The following is a 23,813-nucleotide window of genomic DNA, read 5'->3' on the forward strand; positions in this document are numbered from 1 at the left end:
TTTTATTCGTCTGAAACAAAAGATTCTTTATGAAAATATTCTGCAACTAATGTGCCACTCACTTTCATTGATGCCAAGGAAAGGAAGATGCAGCATTCCGATTTAATGCTGATGCTTACCTGACCAGGTGAATGAACCAGAATGGTTCCCAGGGCATGTGCAAACGCACTATTAATGTGCGTTAACGTTGCTCAAGCTCATCAAGCTCGGAATACAACTCTGCAATGTGATGAATGCGCTGGCGGCCCGTGGTTAACGCTTCATGCAGTACTGCGTTGGACAGTAAATTCACCAGACTCATCGCACTGCTGTAACTGTCAAACGCAGATACGCTATCGAGCGGCGCTGCAAAGTGCCAGCGACAATATGGCGTCAGTCCAGAGCCTTGCGCTTCACTCATTACCAGAAGCGGCACCTGGCGTTTATGCAGATTAGCCAGCAACGGCTTGATGATGCGCGGGCGCCTGCGAAACGCGATAACAACGACACAATCGTGCTCGTTAATATCCACGACCTCTTCCGCCAGCGTCTGCCCCGGTTGAGGTAATAAATAAACATCGCTACGAATTTGCAATAACTGCTGACGTAAGTGCATGGCAACGGGCCATGAATTTCTTAACCCGATAATAAAAATGCGTTTTGCAGCATTCAGCGCGGTGACAACATCAGCAAACTGTTGCGTTTCAAGCTGGTTAATCCATTGCGTCAGGTTGGCCATTTCCTGTTTGTAATGCCGCGCCAGTAATGTATTTCCTTGCACCGCATCGCGGTTTTCAGTCAACGGCATCCCGCTCTGGCGCAGGGTACGCAGCTCCTCGCGCATATCTTTGTAGCGCTCATAGCCAAGGCGTTTGAATAAGCGGCTGACGGTGGCTTTCGATACGCCAGAAAGGCGTGCCAGTTCCGCACTGTTGTAACTGATCAGGTCATCAAAATGATCGACGATAAACGCTGCAACACGCTGTTCTTGCGGGGAAAGCTGTTCGTACGCCGCCCTCAATCGCTCATCTAATTGTTTCATTATGGCCTCTGTAACTTTTGTTTCACCCGAGACTGGCACAGTGAAACTAATCGCGTCAACCTGGAACATCTTTTGCTTTACTATAACTTCAGCTTACGTTCATAGAGATAAAGACGATGATGCAAAGCAATATGGCACCTTCCGGTATGGCGGTCACACCGCACCATTTAGCGAGTGAAACCGCATTATCCGTACTGCGCCATGGTGGTGACGCCATCGAGGCGATGGTCGCAGCGGCAGCTACCATCGCCGTGGTTTATCCTCACATGAATGGAATTGGCGGTGATGGATTTTGGCTAATTGTTCCGCCAGAAGGCGAACCTATTGCGATTGATGCCAGCGGTGCCGCGGGTTCACTTGCTTCACTCGAGTTTTACCACGGCGAAAAAAATATCCCGCATCGTGGCCCGAAAGCGGCATTGACCGTTCCCGGCACGCTTAGCGGGTGGAATGAGGCGTTAAAAGTCGCGGTGGAGCTTGGTGGCGGGCAATTGCCGCTCTCACGTTTATTGGCCGATGCCATTCGCTATGCGGCAGATGGCATTCCGGTGACAACATCTCAAGCCCTGGCGACGCACAGTAAATATGACGAACTGGTCAATATTGCAGGCTTCGCCGAGACTTTTTTGCACAGGAGTGAGATTCCTCGGGTCGGCAGTCGCTTTACCCAACCCAGGCTTGCCGAAACGCTGGCACGTCTGACCGTTGAAGGTCTTGATAGCTTTTATCGCGGGCCGCTCGCGGTTCTCATCGCCGAAGAACTTGCTGATTTAGGGGTGCCGATAACACGACAAGATCTCGCCGCCCAACGAGCAAAACGCAGGATACCTCTGCGACTTAGCCACCAGCACGGTGAGATTTTTAATATGACTCCACCGACCCAGGGCCTGGTTTCACTGGCGATTTTGGGCATAACCGATCATTTAGACATGGCGCAAGCCGATGAAACCCAAACTGTTCACCGCATCGTAGAAGCCACCAAAAAAGCGTTTGCGCTGCGCGACAAATACATTACCGACCCTCGCCATATCACCACCTCCATACAAAGTTTGTTAGACCCTCAACCGCTCGCCCGCCTTGCCGCAGAAATTGACGACAACAACGCGGCTAGCTGGGGAACAGGAAAAGGCCCGGGTGACACGGTTTGGATGGGCGTCATTGACAGCAGCGGACTTGCCGTTTCATTTATTCAAAGTATTTATCATGAGTTCGGCAGCGGCGTTGTGCTGCCAAAAAGCGGGGTTCTGTGGCAAAACCGTGGCGCGGCGTTCAATCTCGATCCCGAAAGCCTGTTAAGCCTGGCTCCGGGAAAACAACCGTTCCATACCCTGAATCCGGCGGCTGCACGTCTTGCCGATGGAAGAACCATGGTTTATGGCTCAATGGGCGGCGACGGGCAACCTCAAACTCAGGCAGCCATTTTTACTCGTCATGTCATTCAGGGCATGCCGCTACAAGAAGCGGTTACCGCACCACGTTGGTTACTGGGCAGAACATGGGGGCAAGCCTCTGACAACTTGAAATTAGAAGCCAGATTTAGCCCTGAAACCTTCGAAACCCTGCGTGAATTAGGGCATGAAGTTGAGACACTACCCGATTTTAGCGAAGCCGTGGGCCACGCGGGTGCCATTGTTCGCCATACTAACGGCATGCTTGAAGGGGCTTACGACCCACGCAGCAATGGCAGCGCCGCTGGATTTTAAGGAATCAAAGATGACATCCACATTTACCGACTGGCCCACTTACATCCAATTAATGGAGCAACTTCTTAACGTTCCACTTGACGATGCACGTCGTAGAGAACTGGAAGTTCAGCTGGTACGCATGGCTGCGCTGGCCGAACCGTTGATGGAATTTCCGTTGCCGCAACGCCAGGAAGTGGCTGGGATTTATAAACTATGAACACGCTGTCTATTCGCGAAATTCAACAAGGATTAGCCCAGGGCAAGTTTTCAGCTGGCGAGTTGGCTCAGCTTACGCTTGCAAAAATAGAACAATCCAACCCTGAGATTAATGCTTTTACCGAAGTGACTGCGCAGCGTTTACGACAAGAAGCCGAAGCCGTTGACCGACGGCGCTCACTTGGGGAACCCCTGCCTCCGCTGGCTGGCGTCCCCTATGCGGTAAAGAATCTCTTCGATATTCAAGGCACGACAACACTTGCTGGTGCTGAGCTGTTTAGTTCGCAACCTCCTGCAAGTACTGATGCCTTCGCTATCAAGCAGTTGAGTGCAGCCGGAGCCATGCTTTCCGGTGCCCTCAATATGGATGCGTACGCCTACGGCTTTACCACAGAAAATAATTATTACGGTGCATCCCGCAATCCTCATGATACTAGCCGCATTGCGGGCGGTTCATCGGGTGGTTCTGCGGCAGCCGTCGCCGCCGGAATGGTGAATTTTTCCCTGGGCACCGACACCAATGGATCCATTCGCGTTCCGGCTTCGCTGTGTGGTGTCTTAGGGTTGAAACCTACCTTTGGGCGCCTCTCACGCAGCGGTAGCCAGCCGTTTGTCGCCAGTCTTGACCATATTGGCCCATTTGCTCGCAACGTTGATGACCTGGCGCGCGTTTATGACGCTCTTCAGGGTCCCGATGCGGCCGACCCTTTCCAGTCAATACGCAGCATTGAATCTGTTACCGATAAACTGGAATGGGTTGGAGGTTTGCGATGCGCTGTTTTGGGTGGTTTTTTTGAGAGCTGGTGTGACGCTGACGCAAAAGCCGCTGTGGCCCAGGTCGCTCACGCCCTTGAAGCCCTTGAATCTATCTCACTGCCTGAAGCCGAATTAGCACGCTCGGCGGCCTTTTTGCTTTCCGCAGCAGAAGGGGGAAATCATTACTTACCTGCATTACGCGAACAAGCTGAACGCTTTGAGCTGAACTCCCGTGAACGCCTTTTGGCGGGAGCTATGACGCCATCAGCCTGGTACACACAAGCGCAACGGTTTCGTGGGTGGTTCCGTGATAAAACCCTGCCGTTTTTTGAACATTACGACCTGCTTATCGCACCCGCCACACCGTGCAGCGCCACATTAATCGGCCAACAAACAATGCATATCAACGGGATTGATCTTCCCGTCAAAGCCAGTATGGGAATGCTGACACAACCGATTTCTTTTCTTGGCTTGCCGGTTGTCACGGTGCCATTGATGACCGCAAATAGCATTCCCATTGGCGTGCAACTTATCGCGGCACCATGGCGTGAAGATATCTGCCTGAGAGCCGCCCATCAGCTTGAAATACAGGGTATGCTGGTAGGAAACCACCAGGTAAGGTAAATCCTATGATGCGAGACAATATTGATCGCCCGGCAATCGTCAATGAAGTGAGTGACGCTTTTTACCGCTACGAACAGGCGTTGATTACCAACGATATTGCAGTGTTAGATGAATTATTTTGGTCTGACCCCCGCACCGTTCGTTATGGCGCCAGTGAAAATCTGTATGGAATCGACGAGATTAGAGCGTTCAGAAATACCCGTTCCTCTCAAGGTTTAGACAGGCTTTTGCAAAACACGACTATCACTACTTACGGTGATGATATGGCGGTTGCCTGCACTGAATTTACGCGTGAAGGCAGCGATAAAATCGGCCGCCAGATGCAAACATGGGTCAAGTTCCCTTATGGATGGCGTATCGTTGCAGCCCACGTCAGCATAATGAGTTAAACGACGCGGCGGGTAATTTCAGTTTCACCCGCCATGCACATCATCCTTTAAACGGATGCGTTTTGACCCAGTGCTCGGCAATATCCTGGCGACGGCAAATCCACACGTCATCATGCTGTTGCACATAATCCAGGAAACGCTGTAACGCTCTGAATCGACCAGGGCGCCCCAACAAGCGACAATGCATACCAATCGACATCATTTTAGGTGCTGTTTCCCCTTCCCCATACAACACATCAAAGCTGTCCTTCAGATACGCATAAAACTGCTCAGCGGTATTAAAACCTTGTGCTGTGGCAAAGCGCATATCATTGGCATCAAGCGTGTATGGCACAACCAGATGCGGTTTGATGGAGCCGTCGCTACAGGTGACTTCACTCCAGAATGGCAAGTCGTCGCCATAATAATCACTGTCGTACAGGAAACTGCCGTTCTCCACCACCAGCCGACGAGTGTTCGGGCTGTCGCGGCCTGTATACCAGCCAAGTGGTTTGCTGCCGAATAAATCTTCCAGAATCTCGATAGCCTGGTGCATATGCTGACGTTCTGTGGCTTCATCCAGATTTTGATAGTGGATCCAGCGCCAGCCATGGCTTACGACGTCATAATCCGCCGCTTTTATTGCCGCAACGATTTCAGGGTTGCGCGCCAGTGCCATCGCAACCCCGAAAATACTCATGGTCAGGCCGCGCTTCTGAAACTCATTGTGGATGCGCCAGAACCCGGCGCGCGATCCATATTCATACAGTGAATCCATCGACATATGGCGGTCAGGGAAACTGGCGGCACCGATAATATCAGAGAGGAATTGTTCAGAACCGGCGTCGCCATGCAGCACGTGGTTCTCCCCACCCTCTTCGAAATTGAGGACAAATTGCACGGCAACCCGGGAATTATTCGGCCACTGAGGGTGTGGTGGCTTACCGGCGTAACCTTTCATGTCACGCGGGTAATTCCCGGTAAAGTGATAGCTCTTATTTTTCGGTTCTTCAGTCATGGTTCGGTTCCTTATGAGCCGAGCCATGAACATCAACTCAGCATGTCAAAACAGCCTGATAACGGCTTTTTATTCGGGTACGCGAGGTCACCGTGTTTACTCGTCCCGACGCCAAGAGCAATGAGGGATTCCACCATTTTCACTGCGGCGGTAACGCCATCAATAACGGGAATACCCAGTTCACTCGTTAACTCCCGTGCAAGATTGGCCATTCCTCCACAACCCAGCACAATCGCTCCGCTGTTATCTTCTTTCATGGCTTGTATACAACGCTCACGTACCTTCAACTGAGCAAGACCCGTGCCATCTTCTAAAGCCAGCACAGGTAGATCGATCGCATGAAGGGCAGCACAGTGATGCTCGAATCCATACTGACGCAGCAAGTGACGCGCAATAATCACTGTACGTGGCAGAGTAGTGACAATAGAAAAACGTGTAGCAACGAGTGTGGCGACATGCATCGCCGCTTCAGCGATGCCGATCACTGGCCCGCTGGCGAGTTCGCGTGCCGCCAACAAACCCGGATCGCCGAAACAGGCAATGACATGACCACTAACGCCCTGCTCTTTGCCAAGTTTGATCTGCTCAAGAACCCCGATGGCAGCAATCGCCTCGTCAAAATGACCTTCTATAGACTCCACGCCTTGTGATGAACAAACGGCGATGATTTCACTGGAAGGAGCAGCCACGCTGCGTGCTGCTTCAGCAATAGTGTGCGTCATCGCCACGTTGGTGTTGGGATTGATAACCTGAATCAAATGTTGCGTCATACTGGTTCCTCGATGTTCTTTCCCCTGTGGCTGAGCACCACGGCTGGGCATTGTTGTGTTTTTTTGCACTATCATAAGGCGAAATTTACCTCAGCATGGCTCTATTTTCGCGCCTTACGCTCCAGAACCCCGTTTATTCCGTTAAGAATGAAACCTGGCCTGGTTCATGCAACGAAAGTTGCAGACAATCCGTCAACCTCTGTTTTACCAGGAGCAGATATCATGCCAAACATTGAACCCAACACGACTGCCATGACCGATAGCCCCAACGCTGGATATAGCCCGCGCCTGTGTAACGATGACCTGGCGCCAACGCGTAACCAGACATGGTCCTGGTACAATATTTTTTCTTTCTGGATGTCCGATGTACACAGCATGGGTGGCTATGTTGTAGCCGCGAGCTTTTTCACATTAGGGCTGGCGAGTTGGCAGGTCTTACTTTGCCTGTTGGTGGGAATTTGTCTTGTGCAGTTGTGTGCGAATCTGGTCGCAAAACCAAGCCAGATGGCGGGCGTGCCTTATGCCGTGATTTGTCGTCAGGCCTTTGGCGTTTTTGGTGCCAATATTCCAGCGGTGATCCGCGGGCTCATTGCCTTTGCCTGGTACGGGATACAAACATATTTAGCCGCGAACGCGCTAATGTTGGTATTACTCAAATTCTGGCCATCGCTTGCCCCAATGACCACCGGGCACTTCCTGGGTCTTTCGCACCTCGGATGGGTATGCTTTGGCATTATGTGGGCATTACAGGCGGCGGTGTTCTGGCATGGCATGAATGCCATTAAACGATTCATTGATATCGCAGGTCCTGCTGTGTATATCGTGATGATGGCTCTGGCGGGTTGGATTTTGTATCAGACAGGATTTGACGGAATTTCGTTTACGCTTGCCAGCAAACAGCTCACTTCCGGTGAACAAGCGTGGCAGATGCTTACCGCCATCGCACTGGTCGTTTCTTACTTCTCCGGCCCTCTTTTGAACTTCGGTGACTTCTCGCGCTACGGCAAAAGTATGAAAGAGATCCGCCGTGGCAATCGCTGGGGGCTACCATTCAACTTTTTGTTGTTCTCTATCGTGACCGTTGTGATTGTCTCCGGCACTCAATCTCTGTTTGGCAAAATGATTACCGATCCAATTGAAACCGTCAGTCACGTAGGCAATAGCCTGGCGATGGCAATTGGTTTGCTGACCATGATTACCGCCACCATCGGTATTAATATCGTGGCGAATTTTGTTTCACCCGCTTTCGACTTTTCTAACTGTTCACCGCAAAAAATCAGCTTCCGTACCGGTGGGATGATCGCTGCTGTTGGTTCCGTGTTGCTGACACCGTGGAACTTGTTCCAGTCACCCGAACTGATTCACTACACGCTGGATGTGTTAGGATCGTTCATTGGGCCGCTGTTCGGCATCCTGCTGACCGATTTCTACATCATTAAGCGCAGTAAAATTTATATCGATGATTTGTTCGATGACACTTCCAAAGGCCGCTATTGGTACAAAAGTGGGTTCAATCCGAAAGCGATTATGGCACTCGTGCCGTCTGTCGCGGTTTGCCTGACAATCAGCTTTATCCCATCACTGCATGAAGTCGCAAACTTTAGCTGGTTTATCGGGGCGTTTCTGAGCGCTGGCTGTTACCGCTGGCTGGCTCGGGCTGAAAAAGTGACTGATGTAGCGGAATATAATGGGCAGGTTGTCGTTTCGAAGGATTAAAACGACGAAAGCCTGAATCATTTCTGATTCAGGCTTTCTAATTGTGGCGGAACGGACGGGACTCGAACCCGCGACCCCCTGCGTGACAGGCAGGTATTCTAACCGACTGAACTACCGCTCCGCGTTTGTTCCCCGTCGGGAACGAGGCAGATATTACGTATTGCGTTCATGGGCGTCAACGTTTTTTCTTATAAATCTAACTGCTTGCCGTTATTTTCACCCAAACGGTGATTTTTAAATCATTTCAGCTGTTTTTATATACGCCAAAGACAACTTCCGCCCTTCTTTTCCACCAGATCAAGTCGTGACTCATGCGCTTCCAGCTCAGCATCAGTGGCCCGAATGATGCGTACACCTGAACTGTTGCGCACAACACGCTGAATTCCGTTATCTCCACTACGTGTCTGTACATCCCCTTCCATGGCAAACTTCAGCGAGGTTTGCCCGCCCGTCATCATCAAATAGACATCGGACAAGATTTGGGCATCGAGCAATGCGCCGTGTAGCGTTCGCTTACTGTTATCTATTTCGTAACGTGAGCAAAGTGCATCGAGGCTGTTTCGCTTGCCCGGAAACATCTTTCGCGCAAGTGCAAGGCTGTCGGTGATTTTGCAGAAAGTATTGGTTTTCGGGATATCACGCTTAAGCTTGCTGAACTCATAGTCCATGAACCCGATATCAAACGACGCGTTATGGATGACAAGTTCTGCACCGCGAATGTAATCCAGGAATGAATCTGCAACCTGCTCAAAGGTTGGTTTATCCGCCAGAAACTCGTCGGCAATTCCATGCACGCCAAACGCTTCCGGGTCCACCAGCCGGTCTGGCTTTAAGTAGACATGGAAGTTATTGCCCGTCAGACGGCGGTTAATCACTTCAACCGCACCGATTTCAATAATGCGATGCCCTTCGTAGTGAGCACCGATTTGGTTCATACCGGTGGTTTCAGTATCGAGAACGATCTGTCGTGTAATTGGTGTGCTCATGGCGCTCGTTTATGTCAGACTTGGTTTTTTAATCACAGGAAGTCTACCAGAGATGCGTAAACAGGTAGAAATTTTCACCGATGGCTCCTGCCTCGGTAATCCGGGCCCAGGTGGTTACGGTGCCATTCTACGGTACAAACAACACGAAAAAATTTTTAGCGTCGGCTATCGGTTAACAACGAATAATCGCATGGAAATGATGGCGGCAATTGTCGCTCTTGAGGCGCTAATCGAACCTTGTGACATTGTGCTCAGCACTGACAGTCAATATGTGCGCCAGGGAATTACACAATGGATTCATAACTGGAAAAAACGTGGCTGGAAAACAGCCGATAAAAAGCCGGTGAAGAATGTCGACTTATGGCAACGTCTGGACGCCGCGCTGAGCGAGCATAAAATCAGTTGGGAATGGGTTAAAGGCCACGCCGGTCACCCTGAAAACGAACGCTGCGATGAGCTTGCGCGTGAGGCCGCGTCTAATCCAACTCTTGAAGATGTTGGTTATCAACCAGAGGCGGTGAAACCTTAGTCGTTTCCTTAAACTGCCTGGTCGCGCCAACTGCTGAGCGGATTTGCGTTTTCGCTGAACGGCTTTTCATTGGATTCAGCGTAAGTGGCAATGTCCTCTTACGCGCCACAATGACATGCATACAACCCAGCGCAGGCAGGTGAGTACTCAGCATTTTCCCACCTTGTTTACTCCAGGGTAAAACCTGGAAACTACGCTGATGCATGACTTCAAAATTCAGCAATGCCAACCAGTCGAACATCCTCATCGGTGTAAACATCCGGCAATGGTATGGTGTACGCTTGCGCATGAATGGCACTGCTTTGCCTAAACCTAACAAACTCATCGGGTTGAAGCTGCTCAGAATCAACCACCCGTCATCAATCAAAATCCGGTCGGCTTCACGTAGCAATCCATGAGGATCCTGGCACCAGGGTAATGTATGAGCCAACATACATGCATCCACAGATTTTGCGGCAAAGGGTAAATGAAGTGGATCGGCATTAACCTGAAGTCTTTCGCCTTGTAGGCCAACATTAACCTGATGTGAAATAGCACACGCTTCAGTGTTAATTTCAGTGCTTAGATTGCCTATTTTCAACAGATGAAAACCAAACATTTTGGCAAGCCATGGCTGGAGTTGGATTTCCAACGCCTCGCGGTAGTACTCGCCCCAGGGCAGTTCTCCCCAATGATGCGGTGAAATGAAATTTTCAGGTATCCTTGCCGGTTTCATCACTACCTTCTTAACGCAATTCAAAGAGGTTAATTATGAATCTTAACAGTATTTCTGCGTTCCAGGATAACTACATCTGGGTCCTGAATGATGAACAGGGCAAATGCATCATTGTCGACCCGGGTGAGGCTCAACCGGTGCTTAAAGCAATTGAAGATAATCGCTGGCAGCCAGAAGCCATTTTATTGACACACCATCACAACGACCATGTTGGCGGCGTGAAAGAACTTCTCAAAAAGTACCCAGGCCTTGTGGTATATGGGCCCGAAGAGACACAAGATAAGGGAACGAACCGGGTAGTAAGAGAGGGTGATAAGGTCAATATTTTGAAGTATGAATTTAGCGTTATTGCTACACCTGGTCACACTTTAGGACATCTGTGTTTCTATAGTAAACCTTATCTTTTTTGCGGCGACACAATGTTTTCTGGAGGGTGCGGTAGGCTTTTTGAAGGCACAGCAGAGAATATGTATGATTCTTTTCAAAAGCTTAACAAACTACCTTCAGATACGTTAATTTGTTGTGCTCATGAGTACACTCTTTCAAATATGAAATTCTCCTTATCAATCTTACCTGACGATGAAGAATTAAATCGATATTGTCGAAAAGTTAAGGAGTTACGCGCAAAAAACCACTCAACATTGCCCAGTTCTCTGGCAATAGAGCGCAAAATAAATTTATTTTTAAGAACAAATGATGTTGATTTAAAAGATAAAATTAATAAAGAAACAAACTTGCAACAACCACAGCAGATATTCGCCTGGTTACGGACAAAGAAAGACGCATTCTGAATTTTCTGGTTGTGTTGTTTTAAAGTGGAAGGTATCCTTGCTCGTCTTTTAAGCAACCATTTGACACACACATGAAGGCAAAAGCGATATTACTCGCCTCTGTTTTGCTTGTGGGGTGCCAGGCGTCAAGGCATGACGGCAACATCCAACAGCACGCACAGAGTCTGTCTGCAGCTGGTCAAGGTGAAGCAGGAAAGTACACGAGTACGCGATGGATGGACGATGGAACATACCTCGCAGATAACCAAAACTTGTGGAACTTCATTGGCGACGAGCTAAAGATGGGGGTACCGGATAACACCCGGATCCGCGAACAAAAACAGAAGTACCTTAGTAATAAGAGCTATCTCCACGATGTAACATTACGGGCAGAGCCGTACATGTACTGGATTGCCGGGCAAGTTAAGAAACGCAACATGCCAATGGAACTAGTACTGCTACCCATAGTGGAGAGCGCTTTTGACCCCCACGCTACATCATCTGCGAATGCCGCTGGCATCTGGCAGATTGTACCGAGCACGGGTCGGAATTATGGTTTAAAACAGACCAAAGCATACGATGCACGTCGTGATGTAGTGGCTTCAACCACTGCCGCTCTCGATATGATGCAGCGTCTGAACAAGATGTTCGACGGCGACTGGTTATTAACCGTGGCGGCGTACAACAGCGGCGAAGGTCGTGTACTGAAGGCAATGAAAGCGAATAAAGCTCGTGGTTTACCTACGGATTTTTGGTCGCTTTCACTGCCACGGGAAACCAAGATTTACGTACCAAAAATGCTGGCTTTGAGTGATATTCTCAAAAACAGCCAAAAGTACGGTGTACGCCTACCGACGACTGACGAAAGCCGTGCCTTAGCACGTGTGGAAGTTAGTGATCCGGTCGAGCTTACGCAGGTCGCCGAAATGGCCGGGATACCGTTAAAAACGCTGAAAACGTTCAATGCTGGAGTGAAAACTTCAACTATTGGCAAGACTCAGCGATATGTAATGGTTCCTAAGAAGCATGCTGAGCAGCTAAAAGCCTCTTTGGCTTCTGGTGAAATTGCAGCTGTGCAGCCGACGTTAGTTGCTGATAACAGGGCTAACGCGGGTGGTAATAAATCTTATCGTGTTCGTTCAGGTGATACCTTATCGAGCATTGCTACACGCTTAGGTGTTAGCACAAAAGATTTACAGAGCTGGAATGGCATACGTGGCGCGAACATTAAAGTAGGTCAAACGCTTAGCGTCAAAAAAGGCGATGAGCGTTTAGCTAAAAACGATAGCATCACTTATAAGGTGCGTAAGGGTGACTCCTTGTCGAGTATTGCAAAACGTCACGGTGTGAACATCAAAGATGTTCTGCGCTGGAACGACGATACAGACAATCTGAAACCCGGTGATCAGTTAACGCTGTTTGTTAGCAATAACTCTACACCTGATACGTGATTGTTAATCAAAGAAAAAGGCGCCTAAAAAGGTGCCTTTTTTATTTATGGCTTACGCTCGCCTGGCTTCCAGCATGATAATGTCGCTGGTGAACGAGCCATCGGGCTGCAATTCATAGTAGCGCTGCACTTCATCTGATGCACTTTGCTGATACATACGAATTGCCTCAGCCAGAGTTGCAGGTGTTCTCATCCGTGCAATCCAACTTGAGAACTCCAAATTCAAACGGTCACACAACACGTTCTGCGAACTCAGCCCTGCATCATTAAACAGACTCAGCCATTCACCACTGGAATAGTTACGCACGTGTGAGGTATCGCGTAATGCTTCAACCGTTTGTAACCAGATGTCCAACACTGGGTGTCCTGGTGACATCACATCCATAAAGATAACGACTCCAGCGGGTTTCAATACGCGCTTTACTTCTCGCAACGCTTTACCGACATCATGCCAGTGGTGGGCTGAATAACGGCTTATCACAACATCAAACGAGCAATCATCGAAAGGCAAGACTTCGGCATACCCCTGTTCGGTTGTGAGATTATTGATTTCACGACTTTTAGCCGCTTCATTCACCACAACTAACATTTGCTCGGAGAGATCGTAGGCAACAACTTCCTTCACCTTCGCAGCAGCAATGAAACTCGCGTGCCCTGCCCCACATCCCATATCGAGTAACCTAGCATGAGGAAAAGCCTCCAGGCGTGTGCTGAGGCGCTCCAGATCGCGACCAGAAGCATGCACGGCGCTGGTCAGATAGGCACTTGCCTGTGAACCAAATTGTTGGCTGACTTTGTCATGATGAGATTGTGTTGTCATTGAAATGTCCTTGCTGTTGATTATAAGTAAGGGCAGCACCGAGGTCTGCCCATTGGCAGACCTGACTAACCCTACTTAAGCTCAGGTATGCCGGGACGGAATTCGACGAGTAGAGGGTTGTGATCGGATGCACGAGTGACCAGAACAGAAGCTTCTGTGACGTTTAAACCACGGTAAAACACAAAATCGAGTGGACGGCCAAAAGCACGACGACGATGGTCATCGGTGAAGCGTACTTCGCGTAACGTCATATCGCGAGCAAAGCGGTAAAGCGCATTCATGCGCGGGCGACTCCAGGCATTAAAATCCCCCGCCATGATAACCGGCCCGTTATGGTGACCAATCTGATCGCCAATGGGTCCAAGTTGTTTGCTGTAAACATCCACGCCCAGACTGAAATTCACAGCATGAATATTAACTACCATCAGCAGGCGGCCATCAGGCAAAGGATAAACGGTCACTAACGCAGATTTTGACAGCCGTAAAATCGGCTCACGCTCACGTAATGGACAGCAATAAACAGGATGAGCAGCAGACAACGTCATGACACCTGAAGGATGCTGCGGCAAGACAAATGCCGGCACCTGATCTGCAGCCAGATAATTACTGGTGGCAAACTTAACGAGTTCAGGAGTCGTTTGCGCCTCTTGCAATAAAACCAGATGCGCATCTTTACCGAAGTTTTGCAGCACCGAAAGCCATTCAGCTCGCTGCTGCTTGAAGATATTCCATACTAATACTTTTAAGGATCCTTCACTTGGCAATGGTTCTCCGGGCGGCAATGCCTGACCGATAGTTGCAAAGGAGCCAGGAGGCAGAATGCGTTCTGCTGGCTGACCGGCAACATATCTCATGGCATAAGTATTTTTGCGCACGTTTTTACTAATGACCTCTGTAACCAAAGAAGCCTCCAAATCGAAGGCTGTCATTCAGTTATAGGGACTTTAGGTCTGAGTTTCAACGACCAATTCAAACCATTGGTGAACAAGACCGTAAGTATTTGCTAACAGCCTTGTTCGTGCAGGTTAACCGATAGCAACTTCACGACGCGTGTCGAGACGCCCACTTAAGTTAATCAGAAGTAATGCACCAGCAACAATCACCGCACCGATCCATGGCGTTTGCGCCAAACCAAAGCTTTGCACTGTTTGACCGCCAATAACCGATCCTAATGCTATCCCTATATTAAATGCGGCGATATTCAATCCAGAGGCAACATCGACTGCATTTGGAGTGTATTCCTCAGCTTTTTGCACTACGTACACCTGCAATCCAGGCACATTACCGAAGGCGAAAATACCCATCACCAACACAGTGACTAAAGCACCAATATGCGAGCTCGCGGTGAACTGGAAGACCAGCAGTAATGCAGCAAGTGCTGTAAAAATGAACTTTAACGCAGACACTGCACCATGACGGTCGGCAAGTTTCCCACCCCAAATATTACCAATCGCAACAGAGACTCCGTATCCCAATAAAATCCAACTAACGGCTGCTGGAGAATAACCTGCAAGGTTTTGCATCATTGGGGCCAGGAAAGTAAATGCGGTAAACACGCCGCCATAACCCAGTGCTGTTATCGCATAAATGATCAACAAGCGCGGATGGGTCATCACTTTCAATTGATCTTTCAAACTGGCAACGGCTCGAGTTGGGATGTTTTTAGGGATCAGAATAGTGCTGCTAATTAAAGCGATGACACCAATGACAGAAACCGCGAGGAAGGTTTCACGCCATCCAAAATGCTGACCGATAAATGTCCCCAATGGAACACCTGTCACAAGGGCAACGGTTAAACCACCAAACATAATCGCGATTGCTGAGGCTGCTTTCTCCTTAGGTACAAGGCTGGTTGCAATGGTGGACCCCACAGAGAAGAAGACACCGTGTGCCAGACCAGTCAGCAGACGAGCAATAACTAATGTTTCATAGTTTGGAGAAAGCCAGGCTAACAAATTGCCTGCGGTGAAAAGTACCATCAGACCAATCAGCAACTGCTTACGAGGTAGTTTTCCGGTTAATGCAGTCAATACAGGAGCCCCGACCGCAACACCTAATGCATAAATTGAAACCAACAGCCCAGCAGAGGGCAATGAAATTGAAAGTTGGTCAGCAATAGTGGGTACGAGCCCAACAATAACGAATTCGGTAGTACCGATTGCGAATGCACTGATAGTCAGCGCCAGTAGTGCCAGAGGCATGATTTACTCCATAGCAGGTGTCTTTTGATGACACGCAGTATGGCAAGATGGTTAAATAACAAAAATATGCAAAATATCAATACAATTTTGCTTCAGGAGCAATAATGAAAGCGACCTCTGATGAACTGGCGATTTTTGTCGCAGTAGTGGAAAGCGGAAGTTTTAGCCGCGCAGCGACTCAGCTCGAGCTGGCTAATTCAGCTGTAAGCCGCTCGGTAAAGAAATTAGAAATGAAATTAGGTGTGAGTCTGCTAAATCGCACAACGCGCCAATTGAGTCTGACTGAGGAAGGCGAACGCTATTTCCGACGCGTGCAGCAGGTTTTGCAGGAAATGGCAGCGGCAGAGAATGAGCTGATGGAAACACGGCAAAGTCCACGTGGTCTACTACGCATTGATGCGGCAACGCCAGTAATGCTGCATCTCTTAATGCCGCTTATTAAGCCCTTTCGCGAACGTTATCCGGAAGTAACACTCTCGCTCATCTCTTCAGAGACATTCATCAACCTGATTGAGAGAAAAGTAGATGTGGCCATTCGCGTGGGCACGCTGACGGACTCCACGCTTCGAGCCAGACCACTTTTTGCCAGCCGCCGTAAAATTATCGCCTCTCCGGAATATTTAGCGCAGTACGGCATACCACAAAGTGCTGAGGATCTTCAGGATCATATTTGTCTTGGTTTCTCAGAGACAGAGAGCCTGAATAAGTGGCCCGTCGCGCAGGCAGATGGGCTGCCTTATGACATAACTGCGGGGATAACATCGAATAGTGGTGAAACACTTAAGCAACTTTGTCTGATGGGAAATGGCATCGCATGCCTTTCAGACTATATGATTAATAAAGAAATAGCGGAAGGAAAGTTTGTTGAGCTACTGGATGACAGGCTTTTACCTGTTGAAATGCCATTTAGTGCGGTGTATTACAGCGATCGAGCCGTAAGTAGCCGCATTCGAGCATTCATTGATTTTCTAAGTGAACACGTTCAACAGCCCTCGAAGGGGCTGTAATGGAAAATTAATCCCAGTCTGGAGCCAACCCTTCCGGGCTAACCAGACGATCATTGCAATCCAGTGCCGCAATAGCAGCGAGATCATCAACGTCCAGAGTTAGAGTCTGCGCTTGTAGGTTGCTTTGCAGATTCTCTCGTTTTGTAGATGAAGGAATGACTGAGTAACCCTGCGCCATTGCCCATGCCAAAATTACCTGCGCTGGGGTTGCATCATGTTTCTTAGCAATCCGGCCTATGACTTCATCTGCTAATGCTTTCCCATATGCAAGCGTCATATAAGAGGTGACGTGGATATCATGTTCGTGTGCCCACTCAACTACTTTACGGTTCTGCAGGTAAGGTGAAAGCTCAATTTGATTAGTCGCGATATTCTCAACACCGACTGCATCAATAGCCTGTTGCATCAGGTCTATGGTGAAGTTAGAGATGCCAATTTGGCGCGTCAGACCTTCATTTTTTGCTTCCAGGAGTGCCTGCATAAACTCTGCTACCGGAACGGAATCTTTTGGTGAAGGCCAGTGAATGAGCACCAAATCGACATAATCAGTACGCAATTTACGTAAACTTTCTTTCAAGCTTGGGATGAGCTTGTCTTTGCCAAGATTCTCAATCCAGATTTTGGTAGTGATAAATAGCGCTTCACGAGCCACGCCACTTTCCTCAATCGCCTGCCCTACAGCCGCTTCGTTGTCATAGATTTGTGCGGTATCAATACTGCGATAACCCAACTCTAAAGCTGTTTTTACTGATGCGATAACTACGTCGTCTTTTAAGCGAAAAGTACCTAAACCAAATGCAGGAATTGTCATTATTTACCTCGTTAGGGGGTATGTGTTGTTAATACGAGGATTATGGCGGTAGTAACTTTGCTGAAAAAGACAGATAAACGCACAAGATATTTGCGTTAAACGCAACAATAGGAGAGTTTTTGCTAAATTTTAGACAAGAAAAAAGCCCTGAGTCTAAAAGACTCAGGGCTTAATAAGTGGCGGAACGGACGGGACTCGAACCCGCGACCCCCTGCGTGACAGGCAGGTATTCTAACCGACTGAACTACCGCTCCACCGAATTTCTTACAACATCAGGGTACACCCTGATTTACTTCTTGAATTTGGAGCCTGGCAGTTCCCTACTCTCGCATGGGGAGACCCCACACTACCATCGGCGCTACGGCGTTTCACTTCTGAGTTCGGCATGGGGTCAGGTGGGACCACCGCGCTGTTGCCGCCAGGCATATTCTGTTTTCATTAACCGTCATATTTTCATATGACCATTAACTTAAAATCTTGGAATTAAGCTGAAAATTAAAGTGTCTTTCTCATTATTCTTAAAACACCTTCGGTGTTGTAAGGTTAAGCCTCACGGATCATTAGTACTGGTTAGCTCAACGTATCGCTACGCTTACACACCCAGCCTATCAACGTCGTAGTCTTCAACGTTCCTTCAGGGGAATCAAGTTCCCAGGGAGAATTCATCTCGGGGCAAGTTTCGCGCTTAGATGCTTTCAGCGCTTATCTTTTCCGCATTTAGCTACCGGGCAATGCCATTGGCATGACAACCCGAACACCAGTGATGCGTCCACTCCGGTCCTCTCGTACTAGGAGCAGCCCCCCTCAATTCTCCAGCGCCCACGGCAGATAGGGACCGAACTGTCTCACGACGTTCTAAACCCAGCTCGCGTACCACTTTAAATGGCGAACAGCCATACCCTTGGGACCTACTTCAGCCCCAGGATGTGATGAGCCGACATCGAGGTGCCAAACACCGCCGTCGATATGAACTCTTGGGCGGTATCAGCCTGTTATCCCCGGAGTACCTTTTATCCGTTGAGCGATGGCCCTTCCATTCAGAACCACCGGATCACTAAGACCTGCTTTCGCACCTGCTCGAGCCGTCACTCTCGCAGTCAAGCTAGCTTATGCCTTTGCACTAACCTCACGATGTCCGACCGTGATTAGCTAACCTTCGTGCTCCTCCGTTACGCTTTAGGAGGAGACCGCCCCAGTCAAACTACCCACCAGACACTGTCCGCAACCCGGATCACGGGTCTACGTTAGAACATCAAACATTAAAGGGTGGTATTTCAAGGTTGGCTCCACGCAGACTGGCGTCCACGCTTCAAAGCCTCCCACCTATCCTACACATCAAGGCTCAATGTTCAGTGTCAAGCTATAGTAAAGGTTCACGGGGTCTTTCCGTCTTGCCGCGGGTACACTGCATCTTCACAGCGATTTCAATTTCACTGAGTCTCGGGTGGAGACAGCCTGGCCATCATTACGCCATTCGTGCAGGTCGGAACTTACCCGACAAGGAATTTCGCTACCTTAGGACCGTTATAGTTACGGCCGCCGTTTACCGGGGCTTCGATCAAGAGCTTCTCCTTACGGATAACCCCATCAATTAACCTTCCGGCACCGGGCAGGCGTCACACCGTATACGTCCACTTTCGTGTTTGCACAGTGCTGTGTTTTTAATAAACAGTTGCAGCCAGCTGGTATCTTCGACTGCCTTCAGCTCCACGAGTAAATCGCTTCACTTACCGACAGCGTGCCTTCTCCCGAAGTTACGGCACCATTTTGCCTAGTTCCTTCACCCGAGTTCTCTCAAGCGCCTTGGTATTCTCTACCTGACCACCTGTGTCGGTTTGGGGTACGATTTGATGTTACCTGATGCTTAGAGGCTTTTCCTGGAAGCAGGGCATTTGTTACTTCAGCACCGTAGTGCCTCGTCATCACACCTCAGCGTTAGATAAGAGTCCGGATTTACCTAAACTCTCCGCCTACATGCTTAAACCGGGACAACCGTCGCCCGGCTAACATAGCCTTCTCCGTCCCCCCTTCGCAGTAACACCGAGTACAGGAATATTAACCTGTTTCCCATCGACTACGCCTTTCGGCCTCGCCTTAGGGGTCGACTCACCCTGCCCCGATTAACGTTGGACAGGAACCCTTGGTCTTCCGGCGAGCGGGCTTTTCACCCGCTTTATCGTTACTTATGTCAGCATTCGCACTTCTGATACCTCCACCAGACCTCACAGTCCAGCTTCAACGGCTTACAGAACGCTCCCCTACCCAACAACGCCTAAGCGTCGCTGCCGCAGCTTCGGTGCATGGTTTAGCCCCGTTACATCTTCCGCGCAGGCCGACTCGACCAGTGAGCTATTACGCTTTCTTTAAATGATGGCTGCTTCTAAGCCAACATCCTGGCTGTCTGTGCCTTCCCACATCGTTTCCCACTTAACCATGACTTTGGGACCTTAGCTGGCGGTCTGGGTTGTTTCCCTCTTCACGACGGACGTTAGCACCCGCCGTGTGTCTCCCGTGATAACATTCTTCGGTATTCGTAGTTTGCATCGGGTTGGTAAGCCGGGATGGCCCCCTAGCCGAAACAGTGCTCTACCCCCGAAGATGAGTTCACGAGGCGCTACCTAAATAGCTTTCGGGGAGAACCAGCTATCTCCCGGTTTGATTGGCCTTTCACCCCCAGCCACAAGTCATCCGCTAATTTTTCAACATTAGTCGGTTCGGTCCTCCAGTTAGTGTTACCCAACCTTCAACCTGCCCATGGCTAGATCACCGGGTTTCGGGTCTATACCCTGCAACTTAACGCCCAGTTAAGACTCGGTTTCCCTGCGGCTCCCCTATACGGTTAACCTTGCTACAGAATATAAGTCGCTGACCCATTATACAAAAGGTACGCAGTCACCCCATAAAAGAGGCTCCCACTGCTTGTACGTACACGGTTTCAGGTTCTGTTTCACTCCCCTCGCCGGGGTTCTTTTCGCCTTTCCCTCACGGTACTGGTTCACTATCGGTCAGTCAGGAGTATTTAGCCTTGGAGGATGGTCCCCCCATATTCAGACAGGATACCACGTGTCCCGCCCTACTCTTCGAGTTCACAGCAAGTGCATTTTTGTGTACGGGAGTATCACCCTGTACCCTGCGACTTTCCAGACGCTTCCACTAATGCACAAACTGATTCAGACTCTGGGCTGCTCCCCGTTCGCTCGCCGCTACTGGGGGAATCTCGGTTGATTTCTTTTCCTCGGGGTACTTAGATGTTTCAGTTCCCCCGGTTCGCTTCGTTAAGCTATGTATTCACTTAACGATAGTGTGACGAATCACACTGGGTTTCCCCATTCGGAAATCGTCGGTTATAACGGTTCATATCACCTTACCGACGCTTATCGCAGATTAGCACGTCCTTCATCGCCTCTGACTGCCAGGGCATCCACCGTGTACGCTTAGTCGCTTAACCTCACAACCCGAAGATGTCTCGTAAGACACAATCGATATTGTGAAAATTTGAGAGACTCGAACACACCGCTTATCTGTTCTTATTACGGAGAACAGACACAGTGTGTCGTTTCAATTTTCAGCTTGTTCCAGATTTTTAAAGAGCAAATATCTCAAACGTGACTGTTAAGTCAGTTTTGAGATATTGAGGTCGGTGACTTTCACTCACAAACCAGCAAGTGGCGTCCCCTAGGGGATTCGAACCCCTGTTACCGCCGTGAAAGGGCGGTGTCCTGGGCCTCTAGACGAAGGGGACACTGAAGTCTCACTCGCAAGACGCCTTGCTTCTTTACTTTCATCAGACAATCTGTGTGAGCACTACGCGGGTTTGTATCTTTCAGGTAAGGAGGTGATCCAACCGCAGGTTCCCCTACGGTTACCTTGTTACGACTTCACCCCAGTCATGAATCACAAAGTGGTAAGCGCCCTCCCGAAGGTTAAGCTACCTACTTCTTTTGCAACCCACTCCCATGGTGTGACGGGCGGTGTGTACAAGGCCCGGGAACGTATTCACCGTAGCATTCTGATCTACGATTACTAGCGATTCCGACTTCACGGAGTCGAGTTGCAGACTCCGATCCGGACTACGACGCACTTTATGAGGTCCGCTTGCTCTCGCGAGGTCGCTTCTCTTTGTATGCGCCATTGTAGCACGTGTGTAGCCCTACTCGTAAGGGCCATGATGACTTGACGTCATCCCCACCTTCCTCCAGTTTATCACTGGCAGTCTCCTTTGAGTTCCCGGCCGAACCGCTGGCAACAAAGGATAAGGGTTGCGCTCGTTGCGGGACTTAACCCAACATTTCACAACACGAGCTGACGACAGCCATGCAGCACCTGTCTCAGAGTTCCCGAAGGCACTAAGCTATCTCTAGCGAATTCTCTGGATGTCAAGAGTAGGTAAGGTTCTTCGCGTTGCATCGAATTAAACCACATGCTCCACCGCTTGTGCGGGCCCCCGTCAATTCATTTGAGTTTTAACCTTGCGGCCGTACTCCCCAGGCGGTCGACTTAACGCGTTAGCTCCGGAAGCCACTCCTCAAGGGAACAACCTCCAAGTCGACATCGTTTACGGCGTGGACTACCAGGGTATCTAATCCTGTTTGCTCCCCACGCTTTCGCACCTGAGCGTCAGTCTTTGTCCAGGGGGCCGCCTTCGCCACCGGTATTCCTCCAGATCTCTACGCATTTCACCGCTACACCTGGAATTCTACCCCCCTCTACAAGACTCAAGCTTGCCAGTTTCAAATGCAGTTCCCAGGTTGAGCCCGGGGATTTCACATCTGACTTAACAAACCGCCTGCGTGCGCTTTACGCCCAGTAATTCCGATTAACGCTTGCACCCTCCGTATTACCGCGGCTGCTGGCACGGAGTTAGCCGGTGCTTCTTCTGCGAGTAACGTCAATCACTGCGGTTATTAACCACAATGCCTTCCTCCTCGCTGAAAGTACTTTACAACCCGAAGGCCTTCTTCATACACGCGGCATGGCTGCATCAGGCTTGCGCCCATTGTGCAATATTCCCCACTGCTGCCTCCCGTAGGAGTCTGGACCGTGTCTCAGTTCCAGTGTGGCTGGTCATCCTCTCAGACCAGCTAGGGATCGTCGCCTAGGTGAGCCATTACCCCACCTACTAGCTAATCCCATCTGGGCACATCTGATGGCATGAGGCCCGAAGGTCCCCCACTTTGGTCCGAAGACGTTATGCGGTATTAGCTACCGTTTCCAGTAGTTATCCCCCTCCATCAGGCAGTTTCCCAGACATTACTCACCCGTCCGCCGCTCGTCACCCAGGAGCAAGCTCCCTGTGCTACCGCTCGACTTGCATGTGTTAGGCCTGCCGCCAGCGTTCAATCTGAGCCATGATCAAACTCTTCAATTAAAAGCTTGATTTGCTTCAACTCGTGAAGCGGTGCTCAAAAATTAACTTTCGTAATAATTCAACTAAATGAATTACTGCTTGGTCACTCTTCAAGACTTGATATTTTTTTGATACCCGAAGGTATCTGAGATATCAATCCTGCGAGTGCCCACACAGATTGTCTGATAAATTGTTAAAGAGCAGTGAGTTACGCGCTTTCGCTTGCTAACTCGAGGTGGCGTATATTACGCTTTCCTCTTTCAGAGTCAAGCGTTTATTTTCGCTTTTCATCTGACTGACGGGCCGGTTTGTAAGCCGTTGTGCCGTGTCAGTGGAGGCGCAGTATAGGGATTTTCTGGAAGCTGACAACCCCCTATTTTCAAAATAATTACTAAGCGTTCATTTTTTGAGCGTTACGTCTATTTTTGACGCGCTTTTATCGCTTTTGGCAGCTCTGCAAGGCTATTGATGACAAAATCCGCCGCCGCTTCGCTTTGTTCAGTGACCTGTTTGCCGCTGCGTACCAGTACTTTTGTTCCTACCTGTGCCGCTGAAGCTGCCTGCATGTCTTCTAATTTGTCACCCACCATATAAGAAGAAGCCATATCTATATGAAGAAACTCTTGTGCTGAGAGCAGCATGCCCGGTTGCGGTTTACGACAATCACAAGTTTGGCGAAACTCTTCTACTATTGCTTCAGGGTGATGCGGACAATAGTAGATACCATCAAGGTCAACGCCACGGTCAGCCAAAGACCAATCCATCCACTCAGTCAGATTTTCAAAATCAGCTTCAGTAAACATGCCACGGGCGATACCCGATTGGTTGGTGACGAGAACTAACGCATAGCCCATTGCTTTTAACTCGCGCATTGCGTCAATCACACCATCAATGAACTCGAACTGGTCAACTTCATGAACATAACCATGATCAACATTAATGGTGCCATCACGATCGAGAAAAATAGCGGGAATAGACTGTGCCACTTGGAAACTCCTGATAC

At 49.5% G+C, this 23,813-nt stretch carries 19 protein-coding genes, 3 tRNA genes and 3 rRNA genes; 9 read left to right on the forward strand and 16 right to left on the reverse strand.

The genetic code is table 11. The features are described 5' to 3' along the window. Positions 1-181: 181 nt before the first annotated feature. Positions 182-1,021, reverse strand: a complete 840-nt coding sequence (locus RHD99_RS19450; RefSeq protein WP_309876025.1) for a MurR/RpiR family transcriptional regulator — start codon at positions 1,019-1,021, stop codon at positions 182-184. Between the two features lie 116 nt (positions 1,022-1,137). On the opposite strand from RHD99_RS19450, the gene RHD99_RS19455 reads away from it, so the two are divergent. The 4 genes from RHD99_RS19455 to hpxZ are packed head-to-tail and all read left to right on the forward strand — an operon-like array spanning position 1,138 to position 4,691. Further along, complete coding sequence (locus RHD99_RS19455; RefSeq protein ID WP_309876027.1) at positions 1,138-2,724, forward strand: gamma-glutamyltransferase family protein; 1,587 nt, start codon at positions 1,138-1,140, stop codon at positions 2,722-2,724. A 10-nt stretch (positions 2,725-2,734) separates the two neighbouring features. Further along, complete coding sequence (gene hpxX / locus RHD99_RS19460) at positions 2,735-2,923, forward strand: oxalurate catabolism protein HpxX (RefSeq protein ID WP_309876029.1); 189 nt, start codon at positions 2,735-2,737, stop codon at positions 2,921-2,923. Next, positions 2,920-4,302 carry an AtzE family amidohydrolase gene (locus tag RHD99_RS19465; protein WP_309876031.1) on the forward strand — a complete coding sequence of 461 codons (1,383 nt, stop codon included), beginning with the start codon at positions 2,920-2,922 and terminating at the stop codon, positions 4,300-4,302. Before hpxX ends, RHD99_RS19465 begins: the two co-directional genes overlap by 4 nt. A gap of 5 nt (positions 4,303-4,307) precedes the next feature. Next, positions 4,308-4,691, forward strand: coding sequence for an oxalurate catabolism protein HpxZ (gene hpxZ, locus RHD99_RS19470; protein WP_309876033.1), 384 nt, complete (start codon positions 4,308-4,310; stop codon positions 4,689-4,691). Between the two features lie 40 nt (positions 4,692-4,731). Here hpxZ and puuE read toward each other — a convergent pair whose 3' ends face one another. Both puuE and RHD99_RS19480 read right to left on the reverse strand, forming a co-directional pair. After that, entirely contained in the window at positions 4,732-5,688 is a 957-nt protein-coding gene (puuE, locus tag RHD99_RS19475) for an allantoinase PuuE (RefSeq protein WP_309876035.1), read from the reverse strand. 32 nt (positions 5,689-5,720) lie between these two features. Then, complete coding sequence (locus RHD99_RS19480) at positions 5,721-6,458, reverse strand: aspartate/glutamate racemase family protein (RefSeq protein WP_183271419.1); 738 nt, start codon at positions 6,456-6,458, stop codon at positions 5,721-5,723. 222 nt (positions 6,459-6,680) lie between these two features. Between RHD99_RS19480 and RHD99_RS19485 the strand changes: the two genes are divergently transcribed. Further along, positions 6,681-8,174 (forward strand): NCS1 family nucleobase:cation symporter-1, encoded by a 1,494-nt coding sequence (locus tag RHD99_RS19485; RefSeq protein WP_309876037.1) that lies wholly within the window; start codon positions 6,681-6,683, stop codon positions 8,172-8,174. A gap of 44 nt (positions 8,175-8,218) precedes the next feature. Here the strand turns inward: RHD99_RS19485 and RHD99_RS19490 are convergent. Together RHD99_RS19490 and dnaQ are read right to left on the reverse strand one after the other, a co-directional pair. After that, positions 8,219-8,295 (reverse strand) — tRNA-Asp (locus tag RHD99_RS19490). 133 nt (positions 8,296-8,428) lie between these two features. Beyond that, on the reverse strand, positions 8,429-9,160 hold the full coding sequence (gene dnaQ / locus RHD99_RS19495; protein WP_309876039.1) for a DNA polymerase III subunit epsilon: 732 nt from the start codon (positions 9,158-9,160) through the stop codon (positions 8,429-8,431). A 52-nt stretch (positions 9,161-9,212) separates the two neighbouring features. On the opposite strand from dnaQ, the gene rnhA reads away from it, so the two are divergent. After that, the gene (gene rnhA / locus RHD99_RS19500; protein ID WP_510183660.1) at positions 9,213-9,689 is read left to right on the forward strand and encodes a ribonuclease HI; all 477 of its coding nucleotides are present in this window, start codon (positions 9,213-9,215) and stop codon (positions 9,687-9,689) included. Here rnhA and RHD99_RS19505 read toward each other — a convergent pair. After that, the gene (locus tag RHD99_RS19505) at positions 9,637-10,404 is read right to left on the reverse strand and encodes a class I SAM-dependent methyltransferase (RefSeq protein ID WP_183271423.1); all 768 of its coding nucleotides are present in this window, start codon (positions 10,402-10,404) and stop codon (positions 9,637-9,639) included. The genes rnhA and RHD99_RS19505 overlap by 53 nt on opposite strands. Positions 10,405-10,439: 35 nt before the next feature. On the opposite strand from RHD99_RS19505, the gene gloB reads away from it, so the two are divergent. Together gloB and mltD are read left to right on the forward strand one after the other, a co-directional pair. Further along, positions 10,440-11,195: a hydroxyacylglutathione hydrolase gene (gene gloB, locus RHD99_RS19510; RefSeq protein WP_309876041.1), complete on the forward strand. Its 756-nt coding sequence runs from the start codon at positions 10,440-10,442 to the stop codon at positions 11,193-11,195. Positions 11,196-11,266: 71 nt separating this feature from the next. Continuing rightward, complete coding sequence (mltD, locus tag RHD99_RS19515; protein ID WP_309876042.1) at positions 11,267-12,625, forward strand: murein transglycosylase D; 1,359 nt, start codon at positions 11,267-11,269, stop codon at positions 12,623-12,625. A gap of 51 nt (positions 12,626-12,676) precedes the next feature. On the opposite strand, the gene RHD99_RS19520 is transcribed toward mltD, so the two are convergent. The 3 genes from RHD99_RS19520 to RHD99_RS19530 form a co-directional block, all read right to left on the reverse strand. Next, on the reverse strand, positions 12,677-13,444 hold the full coding sequence (locus RHD99_RS19520) for a class I SAM-dependent methyltransferase (RefSeq protein ID WP_309876043.1): 768 nt from the start codon (positions 13,442-13,444) through the stop codon (positions 12,677-12,679). Positions 13,445-13,515: 71 nt separating this feature from the next. Beyond that, the gene (locus RHD99_RS19525; protein ID WP_183273297.1) at positions 13,516-14,319 is read right to left on the reverse strand and encodes an endonuclease/exonuclease/phosphatase family protein; all 804 of its coding nucleotides are present in this window, start codon (positions 14,317-14,319) and stop codon (positions 13,516-13,518) included. Positions 14,320-14,469: 150 nt separating this feature from the next. After that, a complete protein-coding gene (locus RHD99_RS19530) occupies positions 14,470-15,645 on the reverse strand; it encodes an MFS transporter (protein WP_309876045.1) in 1,176 nt (391 codons plus the stop codon). 104 nt (positions 15,646-15,749) lie between these two features. Between RHD99_RS19530 and yafC the strand changes: the two genes are divergently transcribed. Further along, complete coding sequence (gene yafC / locus RHD99_RS19535; protein ID WP_309876047.1) at positions 15,750-16,652, forward strand: DNA-binding transcriptional regulator YafC; 903 nt, start codon at positions 15,750-15,752, stop codon at positions 16,650-16,652. A 7-nt stretch (positions 16,653-16,659) separates the two neighbouring features. Here yafC and dkgB read toward each other — a convergent pair whose 3' ends face one another. The 7 genes from dkgB to gmhB all read right to left on the reverse strand — a co-directional run bounded on the left by dkgB (position 16,660) and on the right by gmhB (position 23,796). Continuing rightward, on the reverse strand, positions 16,660-17,463 hold the full coding sequence (dkgB, locus tag RHD99_RS19540; protein WP_309876048.1) for a 2,5-didehydrogluconate reductase DkgB: 804 nt from the start codon (positions 17,461-17,463) through the stop codon (positions 16,660-16,662). Between the two features lie 177 nt (positions 17,464-17,640). Beyond that, positions 17,641-17,717 (reverse strand) — tRNA-Asp (locus tag RHD99_RS19545). A gap of 53 nt (positions 17,718-17,770) precedes the next feature. Continuing rightward, a 5S ribosomal RNA gene (rrf, locus tag RHD99_RS19550) occupies positions 17,771-17,886 on the reverse strand. A 116-nt stretch (positions 17,887-18,002) separates the two neighbouring features. Beyond that, positions 18,003-20,911: ribosomal RNA gene (locus RHD99_RS19555) — 23S ribosomal RNA — on the reverse strand. Positions 20,912-21,129: 218 nt separating this feature from the next. Then, positions 21,130-21,205, reverse strand: a tRNA-Glu gene (locus tag RHD99_RS19560). Between the two features lie 86 nt (positions 21,206-21,291). Then, positions 21,292-22,831 (reverse strand): 16S ribosomal RNA (locus tag RHD99_RS19565). The 16S, 23S and 5S rRNA genes sit together here with 2 tRNA genes alongside, the layout of an rRNA operon. Before the next feature lie 398 nt (positions 22,832-23,229). Further along, positions 23,230-23,796 carry a D-glycero-beta-D-manno-heptose 1,7-bisphosphate 7-phosphatase gene (gene gmhB / locus RHD99_RS19570; RefSeq protein ID WP_183272858.1) on the reverse strand — a complete coding sequence of 189 codons (567 nt, stop codon included), beginning with the start codon at positions 23,794-23,796 and terminating at the stop codon, positions 23,230-23,232. Positions 23,797-23,813 lie beyond the last annotated feature (17 nt).

This window comes from Buttiauxella selenatireducens, assembly GCF_031432975.1.
GTDB lineage: Bacteria > Pseudomonadota > Gammaproteobacteria > Enterobacterales > Enterobacteriaceae > Buttiauxella > Buttiauxella selenatireducens.